The sequence below is a fragment of the Microcoleus sp. POL10_C6 genome (assembly GCF_036701585.1).
Lineage (GTDB): Bacteria > Cyanobacteriota > Cyanobacteriia > Cyanobacteriales > Microcoleaceae > Microcoleus.
The window spans coordinates 1-17,671 of the sequence record NZ_JAUBRB010000031.1 but is presented as its reverse complement, the minus strand read 5'-3'; the positions used below and the strand labels follow the sequence as shown (position 1 = coordinate 17,671).

5 protein-coding genes are annotated in these 17,671 nt (G+C 48.0%); 3 read left to right on the top strand and 2 right to left on the bottom strand.

Going from position 1 to position 17,671, the window contains the following annotated elements:
* Positions 1-144 precede the first annotated feature (144 nt).
* Together QUA34_RS17970 and QUA34_RS17965 are read right to left on the bottom strand one after the other, a co-directional pair.
* Positions 145-6,636: a PAS domain S-box protein gene (locus QUA34_RS17970; RefSeq protein ID WP_333388784.1), complete on the bottom strand. Its 6,492-nt coding sequence runs from the start codon at positions 6,634-6,636 to the stop codon at positions 145-147.
* Between the two features lie 495 nt (positions 6,637-7,131).
* Positions 7,132-7,263, bottom strand: a complete 132-nt coding sequence (locus QUA34_RS17965; protein WP_333328999.1) for a hypothetical protein — start codon at positions 7,261-7,263, stop codon at positions 7,132-7,134.
* A 262-nt stretch (positions 7,264-7,525) separates the two neighbouring features.
* On the opposite strand from QUA34_RS17965, the gene ppsA reads away from it, so the two are divergent.
* The 3 genes from ppsA to QUA34_RS17950 form a co-directional block, all read left to right on the top strand.
* The gene (gene ppsA / locus QUA34_RS17960) at positions 7,526-10,003 is read left to right on the top strand and encodes a phosphoenolpyruvate synthase (RefSeq protein ID WP_333328998.1); all 2,478 of its coding nucleotides are present in this window, start codon (positions 7,526-7,528) and stop codon (positions 10,001-10,003) included.
* Positions 10,004-10,260: 257 nt separating this feature from the next.
* Complete coding sequence (locus QUA34_RS17955; RefSeq protein WP_333328996.1) at positions 10,261-10,581, top strand: DUF6464 family protein; 321 nt, start codon at positions 10,261-10,263, stop codon at positions 10,579-10,581.
* A 1,607-nt stretch (positions 10,582-12,188) separates the two neighbouring features.
* A partial coding sequence (locus QUA34_RS17950) for a DUF4347 domain-containing protein (RefSeq protein WP_333388780.1) occupies positions 12,189-17,671 on the top strand: 5,483 nt, incomplete at its 3' end.

The following is a 17,671-nucleotide window of genomic DNA, read 5'->3' as shown; positions in this document are numbered from 1 at the left end:
ACCCTTTGAGGAGCCGGCTGCGAGTCCGGGCCGCCCAAGCAAATTAAGTTGTCGCTTCGCGGGAGGCCAGAACACCTGATTGAGAATGGTAGTCAGGGCGCGAGATTTAACTGATTTTGAGTTGTCTGTTAGCTACCGTCAATTTTAGGACAAATGTTGCTTCAAAAAATCTCGAATTTGCTTGAGCTGAAATCCTTTAGCAAGTTGGCGCAGGTGATGAACGAAAGGCACTAATGTTGGGTCAGAATGTTCGAGTTTAGCAGTTTCTTCCAGAATAGCTTCAATATCGCCCATTGCAGCCAATCTTAACAGCGCCATGATTGACTCTGAGGCAGGAGACACCATCGTTGAGTCAGCAGCAGCAATCTCAGAAGATGCTTTTGCAGTTGGATCTGTGCGCTTTTTGGTTTGTGATCCTTCTTCGTAAACCCATTCTAGTCTCAAATGCAGGCGCAATAATTCTAAAAGCTCGTTAGTTTGAATCGGCTTGGTGAGAAAATTATCGCAACCTGCAAGTATGCTCTCTTTCTTGGTAGTCTCGTAAACGTTAGCAGACAAAGCAAGGATAACCGTATTTTTTAATTCCGGCAACTGTCGCAGCCGCCTGGTAGCTTCCCAACCGTTCATGACGGGCATCAGCAAATCCATTAAAATTATATCCGGTAGAAATTCCTGTGCTTTGTGCAAGCAGTCTTCGCCGTCTGTAGCTTCTGCAATTTCAAAGCCTAAATGAAAAAGTAGCCTGTGCAACATGGCGCGATTTACTTCGTGATCGTCCACGATTAGCACTTTCCGCTGGGGGCCGGTAAAACCGATAAGCCGCCTTTTTTCTTGCCGGGAGGGGAGTTCAGAAGACTGGGCGACTGCGGGCAAGTCTAGATCCACCCAAAATATACTGCCTTTGCCGGAGGTACTTTGGACGCGAATTTGGCTGCCCATCATTTTGGCTAATTTTTGGCTGATGGAAAGTCCCAGTCCCGTACCTTCAACGAAATTGTTATGATCGCCCACTTGATGAAAAGGCAAAAATATTTCTTCTAATTTATTCTGAGAAATGCCAATGCCGGTATCTTCGATTTGAAAGCGAATTTTAGGGGTAGGAACACGGCTGATATTTTCTGCTGTTGTCACCTCGCGCGCTTCTGTTGTTCCTAGGGGCTGGCTCGACATTTGCTGCGCGTCTAAATTCGCGGTCACATTGAGCGTTTGAGTGGCAATTTCCGCTGTCAAACTAGAATTTTCGCAGGTGGTTTGAGGATAGTTATCGGGAAATTTTTCTGCATAACCGACTTTGAATGTAACGCTGCCGCTGTTCGTAAACTTAACGGCATTGCTGAGCAAATTAATCAAAACTTGACGCAATCTTTTTTCGTCTGCCAAAATGCCGTCTGGCAGCGCTGACAGTTGCTCGTAATTAAAGGCAATTCCTTTTTGAGCCGATCGCATCTGGAACAAATCAATAATACTTTTCACAAAACTGGAAAAATGCACGTTTGTCAGCGACAGCTCCATTTTACTAGCTTCGATTTTTGAGAGGTCTAAAACATCATTAATCAGCATCAGCAGGTGGTTGCCACACTGGTGAATGTTGTTAAGACTTTCCTGCTGATCGGCGGTAAAGTTTTTATCGACTTTGAGCAGTTGAATGTATCCCAAAATCCCGTTCAAAGGCGTCCGCAATTCGTGGCTCATGTTGGCGAGAAAGTCGCTTTTAGCGCGGTTGGCGGATTCGGCGGCTTCTTTAGCTAATTGTAGGGCGGCTTCTGCAAGTTTGCGATCGGCAATTTCGGTTTGTGCTTGTTCAAATAGCATTGATTGCTGGATCGCGATCGCCAACTGCACCCCCAATTGTTTTAGGCACTCTCCCTCCAATTGTTGCCAGGGACGCGGGCCCGTGCAGTGGTGAGCAATTAATAGCCCCCACAAGTTTTCGCCTTGCAAAATCGGCACTACCAGATTCGCTCTCACATCGAGCCGGGTCAACAAAGCCAAGTGGCAGTCTGCCAGACCGGCATTCTGAACATCTTCTATGGATCTAACTCTACCGTCTTGGTAAAGAGGAACGTAGGCTGCCCCAAAACAGGGGTCATAAATTTCCATTCCTACAATTGGTCGGACATTTTCGGCAACCGACTCGACAGCGATAAACCCACTCCAATCAGGATTGAATTGGTAAATAATAGTGCGGTCTACTTGCAAGAACTGCCGCACTTCTTCGACACTTTTGGTGAGAATTTCTTCAAGATTTAGAGAGGATCTAATGCGTTCCAGCATGGCTACCGCCAACTGTTCGCGCTTTAACTTTTGTCTCAAAATCAACTCTGATTCTTTGCGTTTTGTGATGTCTGTAATGACTCCAATTAAGCCGATGTAATTCCCATTAATATCTTGAATAGTGTCGGCGCGCACCAGAGCAGTTACTGGTTCGTCGCTCTTAGTCTGCAGTGCAACTTCGCCACACCAAGAGCAACCTTTGCGAAGGCTTTTATAGATTTGTTTGGAATTTTTATGCCGGACATAAAGTGCCGTCATGTCGCCAATATCATTGAGCTCTTTCACCGTATAGCCGTAGCGCTGAATGAAGGCTTGATTGTGGTAAATAGACCGCCCTTTCAAGTCGGCGATCACGATCGCGTCGCTGGTACTTTCGACGGCTTGAGTGACCTGCAGTAAAGCTAATTCTGCTGCTTTGCGATCGCTAATATCCGTCATTGAACCCACCATCCGCAGAGGGTTTCCGGCTTCGTCCCACACTGCTTGAGCGCGGGCGAGAACCCACTTATAGCTACCGTCTTTACACTGCAAGCGGTATTCGGCGGCGTAATTGGGGGTTTGGCGATCGAGATAACCTTGGATCGCTGCTTGCACTCGTGAGTGATCGTCTGGATGGATGCGCTCGATCCATGCGCTGTTGGTGCTGTCGATTTCGCCCTCTGCGTAACCGATAATTTCTTGCCAGCGGGCCGATCGAAAAGCTTCATTTGTTTGAAGATTCAGATCCCAAATTCCGTCTTGATTGCCTTTGAGAACTAACTGCCAGCGTTCTTCACTTTTACGCAATTCTTCTTCGGCTTGTTTGCGCTGAATATGATCGCCCAACTGCGTCGCTACAGCCTTGACCAACTCTACTATACGCGGTTCCATAATCGAGCGGTCGCGCTTGCAGAATACTAAAACTGCTAGCACCTTTGAGCTAGTGTGAATTGGCACTCCGAAACAAGCTTTCAATCCGACTAATGCCGCCATTTGCGATCGGGCAAAAAGATGATTTTTAGCTAGAGAAATATCTTCAATCCATTCTACTTTTCTGCTAGACCAAATCCGTCCAGGTACTGCCACTCCAGCGGCAAATCTAATTTTTTTACTTTCGCGGCCGAAGGTATCTAAATCGCGATCGCTAGCGTACCAAGTTTCGCTGTGTTCCAAAAAAGTACCATTAGCATTCGGTATCCAAGCTTCCGCAAAATTCCAGCCGATCGCATTGCACAGCAACCGCAGGATATCTGGGAGGGCACTGTGAAAATCTGCCGACTGACTAATGGCTTGAGTTGCTGCCAGCAACAGCTTTATTTCATCTTCTGCTTGCTTGCTTTCTGTAATATCAGTTCCCGTACCGAGAATTTGTTTTAACTTACCGTCTCCTGTTTTCGCAAATACAGTATCTCGGCTGACCATCCAGCGCCAAGAACCATCCTTGTGCCTAATTCGGTATTCAATTTCAAAGATATCCCCTTCGCTGCCTGTTTCGACTTGCAGTAAATAATCAGGCATTTTGATTGAATCTTCGGGGTGGATTAAAGTTGACATCATCCACGGCCCGATTGCCTGAATCTCCTCTACTGTATAGCCGAGAATGTGGTATATAGAAGCGTTCGCATAGATATTTTTTTGTTCTATTAAGTCATAAACATACAACATATTAGGACTTGCCCCAGCAATTTGTTGAGTTAACCGCTGGCTTTCTCGCAGTGCTGCTTCTGTTTTTTTTCTTTGGGAAATATCGCGAACAATGCAAATGATTTCCCCGTCCGGCAGCATTGTCAGCGAGACATCTATAGGGACTTCCGAGCGGTCGCGACGGCATCCTACTGCTTCGGTGCTGTAAGAACCTTTCTGCACTAAATTCGGCAGGACTTCTTGCTCGAACCTTTGCAGCTCTGCACCTTGGTAGAATATTTTCCAACTTTTACCTAAGATTTCTTCGAGAGAGTCGTAACCGTAGATTTTTAGTCGGGCTGCGTTGCAATAAATCACCTCTTTGTCGGCACTGAATATGGCGATACCTTCGGAAGCAGCAGCCATTGCTGCTGCTTGCCTGTGGAGTTTTGACTCAAAACGTTTACGATTAGTGATGTCGCGGACGATCGCGATAATTTCGTCCTCTGTGCAGAAAACAATTCTCGCTTCAAAATCGTACAGTTCATCATTAACTGGCATTTGATATTCTACAACTTGAATCTCGCCGGTGGCGATCGCTTGTTGATTGCCCGACAAGATTTTGTCAGCAAAAGCAGCCGGCAATATGTCTTGTGCTTTTTTGCCAATTAGTGCTTTTTGTGGTAGGATATTCTCGAAATCTTTGGCAGGTTTGAAGTCTACAAAAGTGCCATCTGCCCGACAGCGAAATATCATATCTGGTATCGCATTTAAAAGAGCGCGGTTAGTGGCTTCGCTCTTACGCAATTCAGCTTCAGCTTGCTTGCTAAATGTAACGTCGCGAGCCACTGCATAAATCAAACCTTCTTCTGCAAACGGCGATGCTGTCCACGACAGCCATTTATAGGTACCATCTTGGCAAAGATAGCGGTTTTCTAAGCTAATAACGGGGTGGCTTTTTTTAAGTTTTTCTAATTCCGCTATAGTAATTTCTAGGTCTTCTGGATGCACGAATTCAATCAAAGGTTTGGCTAAGATTTCATCACTGCTATAACCTAATAAATTTGACCAAGCGGGGTTTAATCGTTTGAAATAGCCGTCAAAACCTGCAATGCAAAGTAAATCCAGCGAGAGATTAAAAAATCGATCGCGGTCTTGCTGGGTTTGTTTCAATTCCGTAACATCCATCACCAAACCGTCCCAAACTATATCGCCGTTGGCTTGCTTTTCTGGCTTAGACGCGCCTTGCAGCCATTTCACTCGATCTCCCATAACTTGCCGCCACTGGTGTTGCCAAGCTTGCTGAGTCGCCGCTGAAGTTGCGATCGAGCGCTGCAAGTCTGAGATGTCGTCGGGGTGAACTGTTGCAAAAGCCAACGTGGCATTTTCTTCTATTTGTTCTGGCTTTAAATTGTAGAGTTGCCAACTGCCCGAGGAAACGTAAGTAAAAGATGTTTTACCATTTCCATAAAGCCGATATTGATAAATCATTCCCGGCACGTTGTCGGTCATTATTTGAAATCGAGCTTCGCTTTCCTGCAACGCTATTTGCTGGCGTTTGTAGTCAGTCACATCTCGCATTGTTCCGACCAACATTTTAGTCCCGTCGGCTTTTTTAAATACTGTTTTTTTAGTAGATATAATGCGTTCTTGACCGCCGCCATCGGTAAACAATTCTTCTGTTTCCTCCGCAAGACTTCTTTGCAATACTTGCTCGTCTCGGTGCCCAAAAAAAGCCGCTTGTGCTGGGGGTAAAAAATCGTATCCTGACTTGCCAATCAGTTCCGATCGCCTTTTTCCTATCAAATTGCAAAAAGCATCGTTTAATACGATCCATCTGTGCTGCTCATCTTTGACAAAAATCGGGTCAGGAGTAGAATTAATTGTGTGATTTAAAAACTCTTCTGATGCTTTTAATTGAGCTTCGTAACGGTAGCGATCGCTCACGTCCAAGACTACTTTAATCAGGTGGTCGATCGAGCCGTCTAGGGCGCGAATACAGCGCAGGGAAACTCTAGTATAAACTATTTTTCCGTCTTTTCTGCGCCACCTTTGGTCTAAAACATAGCCTTCACTCTCCCCTGCCAAAATTTTATTTAACTGCTCTAAACTTGCCTGCAAGTCTTCAGGAAAACCCCACATCTCCCAATTCTCGTGCAAAAAGTCTTGGCGATCGTATCCCAGCAAATCGCACAAAGCATCGTTTACTTCTAACCACTCGTATTTTTCTGGTTCTGAGGGGGAATTCGGAGGAGCAAGAATGGCAATTCCGACGAGAGAATTCTCGACTACCGAGCGATATTTTTCTTCACTTTTTCGCAAAGCTTCTTGGTTGTGCTGTCGCTCGACTGCGTAACGCAGCGATCTAATTAACACTTCGCTGTCGATTTTTCGCTTAACTAGATAATCTTGAGCCCCGGCTTGGATTGACTGCAGGGCAAGCTCTTCATCGTTGCGGGCAGTCAGTACGACAATCGGAGTATTTAGGCTATATTCTTGTATTTTGACAATTGTATTTAAGTCTTGGCTATCGGGCAGCGAAAGATCTAGTAAAATCACATCAAAATGTTCGCTGATCAAAAGTTGCTGCGCTTTGCTGAGACGGTCTGTACAACTTACTGATAGCCTTTGGGGTTCGGCTCTACTGACATTTGTTTCTAATAATAATTCTTCGATCAGATCGGCTTCTGCTTGATTGTCTTCGACCAGAAGAACTTTAAAGCCATTTCGCTTTGCGGGTGGGCTCAAAACTGATATCATATACCTTATTTTTTGTCAGAAGGCAGTGTAGCCAACTATTATAGCATATAAAGAATTGTCTAGCCACAAATCCTGCCGTTACCAGTTAAAAACTCTTTGGTTCAACAATTACAATGCACTTGATCTCAGATGTTGAACGATTCTCAAAAACTGGCTTTCCGGCCCATTTCACAAAGAGTCAATTTTCTTGGGAGGGGTTCTTCTGACCAGCCCTTAAAAGGCTTATTGAAAATGGTACAATATCTGATATCTATGCGATTGTGTTTTTCCTCTAAGTAGGTTAACGCAATCAGAGAGAAAATTTTTATGGTTTTTAGAAGCTGGGTTTCAGGAGGAAACTAAGCTGCGTAGTATTTTTTTGGGCGATCGCCCCTGTGACACGATGTTAGATTTTAGATTTAGTCCACAGATGAATCGGGGATGTGGAACTAGAATCTCCAATTTTCGGCGACTCAGGACTCTTGTCGGAAAATAAGTATCGGTTTTTGGGCGGGTTCAGCCGATCGCGCGATCGAATCCCACCCTTTGTTGCCCTTGGATTCCGCTACCAACACAATCCAAGCTATATCCCCACACCCATGAGCGCTCAACGCCAAAAAAGCCGTGGGAACTATCTTCGCTATTCATATTTTTACCACTTCTTTTATAATACCTTACATAAACTCATTACTGCAATTTCTTTACTTTTTGCAATCAAATAAAACATCTCCACAGGCCTTGCTATTTAGCCAAAAAGTGATAGTCTTGAAATAGAGGCAATCGAAAATTCGGTTGATACAGCCTAGGAAAAAAATTGAGAATTTTTGTAACAAAATTACAATTCCCAATAAACTGTCTTTTGTTTACTGTCCGTTGACCGAAATGAGCTGAAGTTGAGAGGAAAAAAGCAATGCTCGACAATTTAGCAATTGAACAAAAACCCGGTTTAATTCCCAAAGAAAAAGCCTTAGTATTGTTGTTTGATGAAGTCGGAATCGCCGACATCCCATTAGTAGGGGGAAAAAATGCTTCTTTGGGCGAAATGATTCAACAGTTAAGCCCCCAAGGAGTTAGAGTTCCCAACGGATTTGCAACTACAGCATACGCTTACCGGTACTTCATCCAGTCAGCGGGTTTAGAAGCTAAATTGCGCGAAATTTTTGCCGATTTAGACGTAGAAGATCTGCAGAACCTGCGACAAAAAGGCAAGCAAGCGCGGGCACTGATTCTCGACACACCATTTCCGCGAGAACTCCAAGCGGCGATCGCGGATGCTTACGAAAAATTGTGCGATCGCTACGGCGACAGTACAGACGTAGCAGTGCGTTCCTCCGCCACCGCCGAAGACTTACCCGACGCCAGTTTCGCGGGACAGCAAGAAACCTACCTCAACGTCCAAGCTTGCGCTGGCGTGCTCGAATGCTGTCACAAATGCTTTGCTTCCATATTCACAGATCGCGCAATTTCCTACCGCCAACAGCGGGGTTTTGACCACTTTGAAGTCGCCCTATCAGTCGGCGTCCAAAAAATGGTGCGATCGGACTTAGCATCCTCCGGCGTCATGTTCAGCATCGACACCGAAACCGGATTCAAAAACGCCGTATTAGTAACCGCCGCCTACGGATTAGGCGAAAACGTCGTCCAAGGCACCGTCAACCCCGACGAATACTTCGTCTTTAAACCAACCTTAAAACAAGGTTTTCGTCCGATTTTAGACAAACGCCTCGGCAGCAAAACCCTCAAAATGGTGTACGATATCGGCGGTTCTAAATACACCAAAAACGTCTCCGTCATCGCCGCCGAAAAAAATAAATTTGCCATCCAAGATGATGAAATTCTGCAACTCGCAAAATGGGCCGTCATCATAGAAGAACACTACTCTAAAGTGCGCGGGACTTATACCCCGATGGACATTGAGTGGGCAAAAGACGGCAATACGGGCGAATTGTTTATTGTCCAAGCACGACCCGAAACAGTACAATCTCAAAAATCTGCTAAAGTTTTGCGAAACTACAAATTGGAAGGTAGCAGTGCAGTTTTAGCAAAAGGACGCGCCGTTGGCGAATCAATCGGACAAGGAAAAGCCCGCGTAATTTTAGATGTTCACAGAATCGCTGAATTTCAATCAGGAGAAGTTTTAGTTACCAACAAAACAGACCCCGATTGGGAACCGATTATGAAAAAAGCAAGTGCGATCGTCACCAATTCCGGTGGCCGCACTTGTCACGCCGCCATCATCGCCAGAGAAATGGGAATTCCCGCCATTGTCGGCACTGGCGATGCCACCCAAATCTTAAAAAACGGGCAAGAAATCACTGTTTCTTGTTCGGAAGGAGACGAAGGCAAAGTTTATGCCGGTTTGCTTCCTTTTGAAATTCAAGAAACCGCGATCGAGAATTTACCCCGCACCCGCACTCAAATTTTAATGAATGTCGGGAACCCAGAAGAAGCGTTTGGTTTATCAGCGATTCCTTGCGACGGCGTAGGCTTAGCGCGGTTGGAATTCATCATTGCCAATCACATTAAAGCACACCCGCTGGCACTGATTCACTTTGACGAATTGGTGGATGAATCAGTCAAAGAAGAAATTGCAAACCTGACAGCACTTTACCAACACAAACCCGATTTCTTCACCGACAAACTCGCCCACGGGATTGCCACAATTGCCGCCGCATTTTATCCAAATCCAGTTATCGTGCGGATGAGCGATTTCAAGAGCAACGAATATGCTAATCTTTTGGGAGGGCGGCAGTTTGAACCCAAGGAAGAAAACCCGATGATCGGGTGGCGTGGCGCCTCTCGCTATTACGACCCAAATTACCGCGAAGCTTACGCTTTAGAATGCAAAGCATTAAAGCGAGTTCGCGACGAAATGGGCTTGACAAATGTGATTCCGATGATTCCATTTTGTCGCACCCCGGATGAAGGGCGAAAAGTGTTAGCCGAGATGGCAAAACACGGTTTAGTTAAGGGCGAGAACGGCTTGCAAGTTTATGTGATGTGCGAATTGCCGAGCAATGTCATATTTGCTGACGAATTTGCCCAAGTTTTTGACGGATTCTCGATCGGCTCTAACGATTTAACTCAGCTAACATTAGGATTAGACCGGGATTCTGCTTTAGTCGCCCACATCTTTGACGAACGGAATGAAGCTGTCAAGCGCATGGTAGCAATTGCCATTAAAGCCGCCAAAAAGTATGATCGCAAGATTGGGATTTGCGGTCAAGCGCCCAGCGATTATCCTGAGTTTGCTCGTTTCTTGGTTGAGTTGGGAATTGATTCGATTAGTTTGAATCCCGATTCGGTTTTGAAGACTTTGTTGGATGTTGCTAAGGTGGAAGGCGCGGGTTCGTTGATGGATTTAGCGGGGGATGTTGCTAAGATTTAACCGTTTTGGTTTTGAAGAGCAACCGGCTTTCTCAAAAAGTTTGTGGGATGGGCGTCCCGCCCGTCCCACAATAACAATTAAAATTGTAAGTTATTTAATTCGCCTTCCTCAGCCGCCAGCTAACGGTTAACACAGGGGCGGCCTAGTTTGAGAATTGCTCGGGAACTTTTCTTATTTAAAACCGTCTTGTCGAGGAGGATTTTTTGTTGCCGATCGCCTAAATTAAAACAAATATTCTCCACATAAGCTCTGAAAAAGTGCTAACTGCTCTCCTGATTATTTTCATAGGTTTAGCTCCCTCGCTGCTGTCTTTGTGGGTGATGCGCTCTGCCCAGAGCCAAGCCCGCGATAGAATTGCTGCGGCCAGACTGGCGGTAGCGAATAGATCCATGCGAACTCAACTACAAACTGCCGATCGCACTTACATACAAAGCCTCGGTTATTCGATCGGCGATATCACTTGCGAGTATAACGCCCGCTCTAATTACATTCGCTGCGCGGTCAATCCTTCTGGGCCCTGTCAAGATTGTCGGTACTACCAAGCCAGAACTCTTGACGCTCGCGGTGAAAAGATATAGCTTATATTCGTGCTTGTATCTACGCCTATTTGCGGATGTAATAATCAATGAGTTAATATGTACTTACGTGTAAGGATTATGGTTGAAGCTTCTTTTGGACGACCCACGCCCAAACTCAGCAGTTAAAACCTAATCGAGCATTATTGCTTGGTTACAGTTGGTGGTTAAAATTGCCATAACAGGGGAATTGCGATCGGTGTTTTTTTAGTTGAGGATTTACGATCAGAAACGAAGTTTAGATGATAAATTTTGGTTGGGTGGCGAGAAATCTAGAAATAAATTGGGTTTCTAGTCTCCTGCGCGTAACTCCTGCAGTTAATAAAATTAGCCAACAAAAATCGTAAGTAGCTGAGGGGCCAATCTCCAAATCAGTTTCTCCAAAACATCATGAAAAATTTTGCACGAAACATTGTCCCGAGCTTTTATCTTAAACAGAAACCAGCTCGAAGACTAGCTTGTTGATAGTTTGAGAAGTTGCTTCTGGGCGGCACTAATCTGTTTTTGCGATCGTAGCGAAACAGTCTCAAACCTAGATTGCTATCTCCCGACTGCAAGTCATGAATTTTTAAGACGCTTCGTCGATACAGGGTATGCCGATTTCAATTGAATCTCATATGTTGCACCATTTTCAAGAATAGGCTTTCAGGCCTGTTCCACAAGTGAATTTTCTTATGGGCTGGGCAGGAGAACCCCCCCCATAGAAGGGTTATGGAGAATGGTAAAAGATCTCAGTTGAATGACACTTCGGGCACGGTCGCCATAATTATGTGACGGCTATCACTCCCTAATTAATGTCTGGTTGCTATTGTGAACAGGGCTTATACACCAAAACCAAAGAAACCGAGTTGTTTACCGGGAGCGAGGGCTGCAAAGAAGTCTTTTCGTCCCTCAAACCAGGTTTATACGTCTAGAAATAGTGAATTTTCTCGGCAAATAAAGTGCATTAGACGATGTACAGAAAACCTCATTAAGTAAATTTTTGAGAACTGGTGTTATTATCTACTGCGCGATGTAAGAGATAAGCGTGTAACAGATACACTCGCTAACAGAAAAGAAAAAAGTCGAAGGCAAAATATCCCCGATAGAGAAATTATTGCGATTTAAACCCCAAATCCTCAGCGCTTCTGCCAGCGATATTTGCAATGCTATCAAATATCAATATAGGACTGCTTTGTGCTGAGTAAAATTCGCTTTTTGCTCTAAGTTCAAGTCAAGCAGCAGAGCCTCTTACTCGGCAATTAATTTTTTTCAATAGGTGATAATGATCATCTGGAAATGGGTACATCATCTACAATCCGTGAGACAGTTTTACCATGCAAAGCATCTGCAACAAACCAATTTTTATCACCCCAAAAATAGGTGACTCTACCGCAAGGATTGCGGGTACAAAATCCCGAACAACAGCAACTTATCCTCATAAAAAAACAATAAAACAAGTAAAAACAGAGGAGTGTTTCCTGTCCCAGAAACTTCCTGGCGGCACGAGAATTGGGCATCCCCACAGAGAATTTTTTCGAGCAACCGTAAGGGAAAACCCCCCGTGGTTGCCTCCTCGGAGTATAAAAAATGTACTGTTTCTCGATGCCAGAGTAGAGAACAGGGACAGCTTGGCAAGAGGAGCAACAGCCGATACAGAGGTATTTGTACTGGACTCGACGCGGGATGGAGTCGAGCAAATTACTAGAATTTTGACCCATTGCAGCGATTTAGACAGCCTTCAGATAGTTTCTCACGGTCGAGAAGCTCTGGTGCAGCTAGGGTCGATCGAACTCTGCAACGACAACTTACAAACCTACAGCCATTTGTTACAGCAGTGGGGAAAAGCCCTCAGCGAGAGAGGAGATATCTTGTTATTCGGGTGCAGCGTCGCAGCGGGGGAAAGCGGCGAGGCCTTCGTGCGGCGGCTAAGCTTGATTGCCGGTGCAGATATTGCAGCTTCCGACAACTTGACGGGGAGTGCGGCACTCGGCGGCGACTGGCAATTAAAATTTGCGATCGGGGAAATAAAGGCGAGAATCGCCATTGAAAAAGAAGTGCTCGAAGCCTACCCTTACGCCCTCGGCACATTAGTTAACGAAACTTTCAAAAACTCCACAGTTAGGGGGCCTTGGATTTACGGGGGAAACGACGGGGCACTGTTTGATCCCACCAGCGGGGTTCCAGCAGCCAATCAACTTATCCCTGGCATTACCGGAGGCACTGTATCCGGCGTACTTCCGGCTTTGGGCGGTGCAATTCCCGGCGAGGGCGCTCTGCTATTAACTCCAGCAGTAAACCTTCGGGAAGCCTTCGTCATCTACAACAACCCCATTCCTTCAACCGACGGTCTCAGAGTCCAGTTTGATTTTTATTCTTACGGTTCAAACCAGCAATTTCCGTCTCCGCAACCCTCTATTAGCCCTCAGCCCGGGGACGGGCTGGGTTTCTTCTTGATTGACGGCACTGTTAGCCCAACCAGGACTGGGGGTTTTGGCGGTTCTCTGGCTTACGCTCCACGAACGGGTATACCCGGTATTGAGGGAGGTTATTTAGGCATTGGGCTTGACGAGTTTGGCAATTTTTCAACATCCACAGAAGGGCGCTCTGGCCCTGAGCCGCCTCCGATTCTCGGCTCCTCTATTGGTTCTTTCAGACCAGATTCAGTAACTGTTAGAGGAAATCAAGCAAACGGTTATCAGTTTTTAACAAATGCCTTCGTTCCCTTCGGCATCGATAACATTCCTACGACCATTGACTTTAGTGGCCCTCAACCAGGCAGCAGTTTTAACTTCAGCAATACGTTCACGAGCGATCGCAATTTAGCCAAAAGATCCGTTCAAATTACGCTAAATCCATCTAACGATCCGGTGAATCCCTCTCGCCTCACCGTTGCTTTCGATCAAAATTTCGACAACATCTACGAAACTACATTGATCGACATCCCCAACTTGGCCACCGAAAACGGGCCAGTACCGCCAATTTTCAAATTTGGTTTTGGCAGTTCCACAGGAGGCGCCAACAACATTCACGAACTTCAAAACGTGGTAGTTGAAACTATCAATCCTCCCAGTCTTGCCGCAGAGGTTGCCACTATTAAGACCGGCCCGCAGTTCGTCAAGTCCGAAGGCAGCATTACCTACACGATTACTACTGTAAACAGGGGGCCAGCGCCTGCTACAAATGTTCTGATTCAAGACGAAATACCTTTAGAACTGCTGTTTTCGGGCGGATTGCCGCCGGCTCTGATTGCCTCCAACAACGGCACTTACGTGAACCAAACGAAAGCTGTCACCTGGCCGTTAATTCCGGTTCTCAATGCGGGTGAGACTGTGACTTACACCCTGACTATTGATTTGCCGCCTGGTTTAACCAGCGGTAGCAGTTTTGCCAACGTTGCATTCAGCACTAGCTCGACTTTCGACCCCGACCTCAGCAACAACAGCGGTATACTCGCGCCAGGGCAAATCGAGGGGCCTGGTGTAGTCTCTACCACAGTTGTTGATACAGTAGCGGATTTAGTTACTACCAAAAGTGGCCCTGTGACTAGCGCGGCCGGGTCAAGCGTCACCTACACGCTGACTACGACTAACATCGGCCCAGACCCCGCTGCCGATGTGACCATCACTGACAGCATTATTCCGGGTTTAACAGAAGTCAGCGTATCGGACGGCGGGACTTACGACCGAGTTTCGGGCATTGTCACCTTTCCAGCACTGACAGCGCTGGCAAATGCGGCTACTGCGACCCGCACTGTCAGTTTCAGTGCCCCAGCCACCGTTACTGCCATCAGCAACACGGCCCGGAGCAGTTCGGCGACTTTCGATCCGATCGTCACTAACAACAACGGTTCGACAACCAACAAAGACGGCACTCCCACTAACTCTACGGTTACGACAAGTATTGCGCCCAACGCCGACCTCGCAACCACAAAAACGGGCTCTACGAGTGCTACTGCTGGTAGTTCGGTCAGCTATACGATCGCCACAGTCAACTTAGGGCCGAGTCCTGCAGAAGCTGTAACCATCACGGACAGCATAGTTCCTGGGTTAACCGGAGTCACAGCATCGAACGGCGGCGTTTACGATCCAGTAACCGGCATTGTCACCTTCGCGCCCTTGGCAATCGCCAACGCGGAGACTGTCACCCGAACGATCGACTTCACAGTACCGCCCACCCTAACTTCCATCAGCAACACGGCCAGAAGTACCTCCATCACTCCCGACTCCACTCCGACCAACAACAACGGTACAAACCTCAACGCCACCGTCATTACCTCGATCGAGGCTGTAGCCGATGTTGTCACCCAAAAAACGGCTCCGGCCACCATCAAGGTGGGCGACACGCTACTTTATACAATTACTACTACCAACAACGGGCCGAGTCCTGCGACCAACGTAGTCATCACCGACAGCCTGATTCCCGGCTTAACTAATGTCAGCGTATTCGATGGCGGAACCTACAACCCAAGCACAGGGGCGATCGAGTTTCCAGCGATCGCGACTTTAGCCAGCGGCAGCAGTGTCACCCGCCGCCTAATTTTTGTACCCCCGCCTACCCTGACGAGCATCACCAACATTGTATTAAGTCGATCGGACACTTTTGACCCGGACTTAACAAACAACAACGGCTCGACAGTCGCAGTGCCCGGTGAAGCGGGGGGTCAAGTCATTACCTCGATCGATCCTGTGGCCGACCTGGTTACGTCCAAGAGCGGTCTCACATCTGCTCCTGCTGGTAGTTCCGTGACTTATACTATAACTACCGCCAACAATGGGCCGAATGCTGCTGAAAACGTAGTGATTACAGACAGCATCATTCCCGGTTTAACGGGAGTCAGCGCATCCGATAACGGCACTTACGACCCGGTGACAGGGGTTGTCACCTTCCCAACAATTCCCAGTTTGACTAGCGGCAGCAACATCAACCGCGAGGTAACATTAGTCGTTCCAGCGACGGGCACTATTAGCAATACTTCCCAGAGTCGATCGACCACTTTTGACCCCAAACCCAGCAATAACAACGGTTCCGAGTCCAGAGCCACTGTCACCACCGCCATTTTACTCGCCCAGCCCACACCCAACAAACTTCCATCAGCCAACAGCAGCAACGCTGCGCTAGCGCCCAACAGCATTGTCCAAATTAGCGGGCTCGGAGGCAGAGACTCAGACGGTACAGTGGTTACATTCACCATCAGCACCCTGCCGCCGGCAAATCAAGGCGTCCTGTTCTTGGGCGCCCCCGCAACGGGGGGAGTCGCCGTCACGGCTGGTCAAACCCTGACAGCCGAGCAAATGACGCAGTTATTCTTCCAGTCTGCCGGCAATTTCACAGGAGCTAATTTTACCTACAGCAGCAAGGACAATCTCGGTGCCAGCAGTCCTGCCGCCACAGTTTCTCTGGTCTCCCTGGCGTTCAACTACCCGCCAGTACCCACAAACTTCAGCAAGACATTGGCGCCAAACAGCACCGTCAACCTCACAGGGCTGACGGCCAAAGACCCTGACGACTCGATCGAATTCTTCACTATCAACACCCTGCCGGCAGCAAATCAAGGCGTCCTGTTCTTGGGCAACCCCAGCCAGGGAATCCGGGTCACTGCAGGCCAAAGACTGAGCACAACTCAAATCAGCCAGTTATTCTTCCAAGCAACCAGCGAATTCGCAGCCACCAACTTTACCTACAGCGCCACAGACCGCCGCGGCGCTATTAGTCCAGCCCCCGCTACAGCCTCCCTGCTAGCCCTATTACCTCCCACCGACCAGCCACCCGTCGCCAACAACTCCAGCCTCGCTGTGTTGCTGGGAACAACCGTGAACATCCCCGGACTCGGAGGAACCGACCCAGACGGGACGGTGGTTTCCTTTACCGTAAACACCTTGCCGCCAGCCAATGAAGGCACGCTGTTCTTAGGCGAACCCAGCCAAGGAGTGCGGGTCACGGCAGGTCAAACCCTTACAGCCGAGCAAATTACCCAGTTGTTCTTCCAGGCATCGGGCAATTTCATAGGGGCTAACTTCACCTACAGCGCTATAGATAACCTCGGCGCCACCAGTGCGGCAGTCGCCACTGTCTCTCTCATTCCCCTTAAGGGACCGATACCGACGCCGACACCCGTGCCGACACCACCAACACCGGCACCCGCGCCGATACCCGCGCCGATACCCGTGCCGACACCACCAACACCCACACCAGCGCCGGAACCCACACCAGCGGCGGAACCAACACCCACACCAGCGGCGGAACCAACACCCACACCAGCGGCGGAACCAATACCCACACCCGCAGTGGAACCAACACCCACACCAACACCCACACCAACACCCACACCAACACCCACACCAACGGCGGAACCAACACCCACACCAACGGCGGAACCAACACCCACACCAACACCCACACCAACGGCGGAACCAACACCCACACCAACACCAACACCAGCGCCAGAACCAACCCCCATCTTCAACCCAGTACCCGAACCGGATACCAGTTGCGGTTGCGCCCCGTTGCCCTTGCTGCCCCCGATCACATTTATCCAACCCCAGCCAGAGCCCATACTCAACTTCGACTCCAACGCCGCCCAACTCATCGACATCCAAAACACCAGCATCGGAACCGAAGGCAACGATTCCTTAACAGGAAACGAAACCAACCAACTGTTTCTCTCCTTTGGTGGCGACGACACAGTATTAGGTGAAGGCGGCAGCGATATCATCTTCGGCGAACAACAGCGAGACTTCATCGCAGCAGGTAGAAGCAACGACATCGTTTACGCCGGCAAACACACCGATGCCGTATTTGGTGGCAAACAAGATGATCGCCTGATTGGTGATCGCAACTCCGACACATTGTACGGCGATCGCGGTGCCGACACCATAGTCGGCGACAACGGCAACAACATCGACTTAAGCGACAACGACAGCGACCTAATTTTCGGCGGTTCTTCCGGCGACGCCATTGCCGGCACTCAAGGTTCGGACACGATTTACTCGGGCAAAGGCCCTGACATCGCCTATGGTGGCATCGACAACGACCTGATTTGGGGTGACAAAGGCCCGGACACCCTTGACGGCGACAACGGAGACGACTCTGTGTTTGGTGGCGTACTCAACTC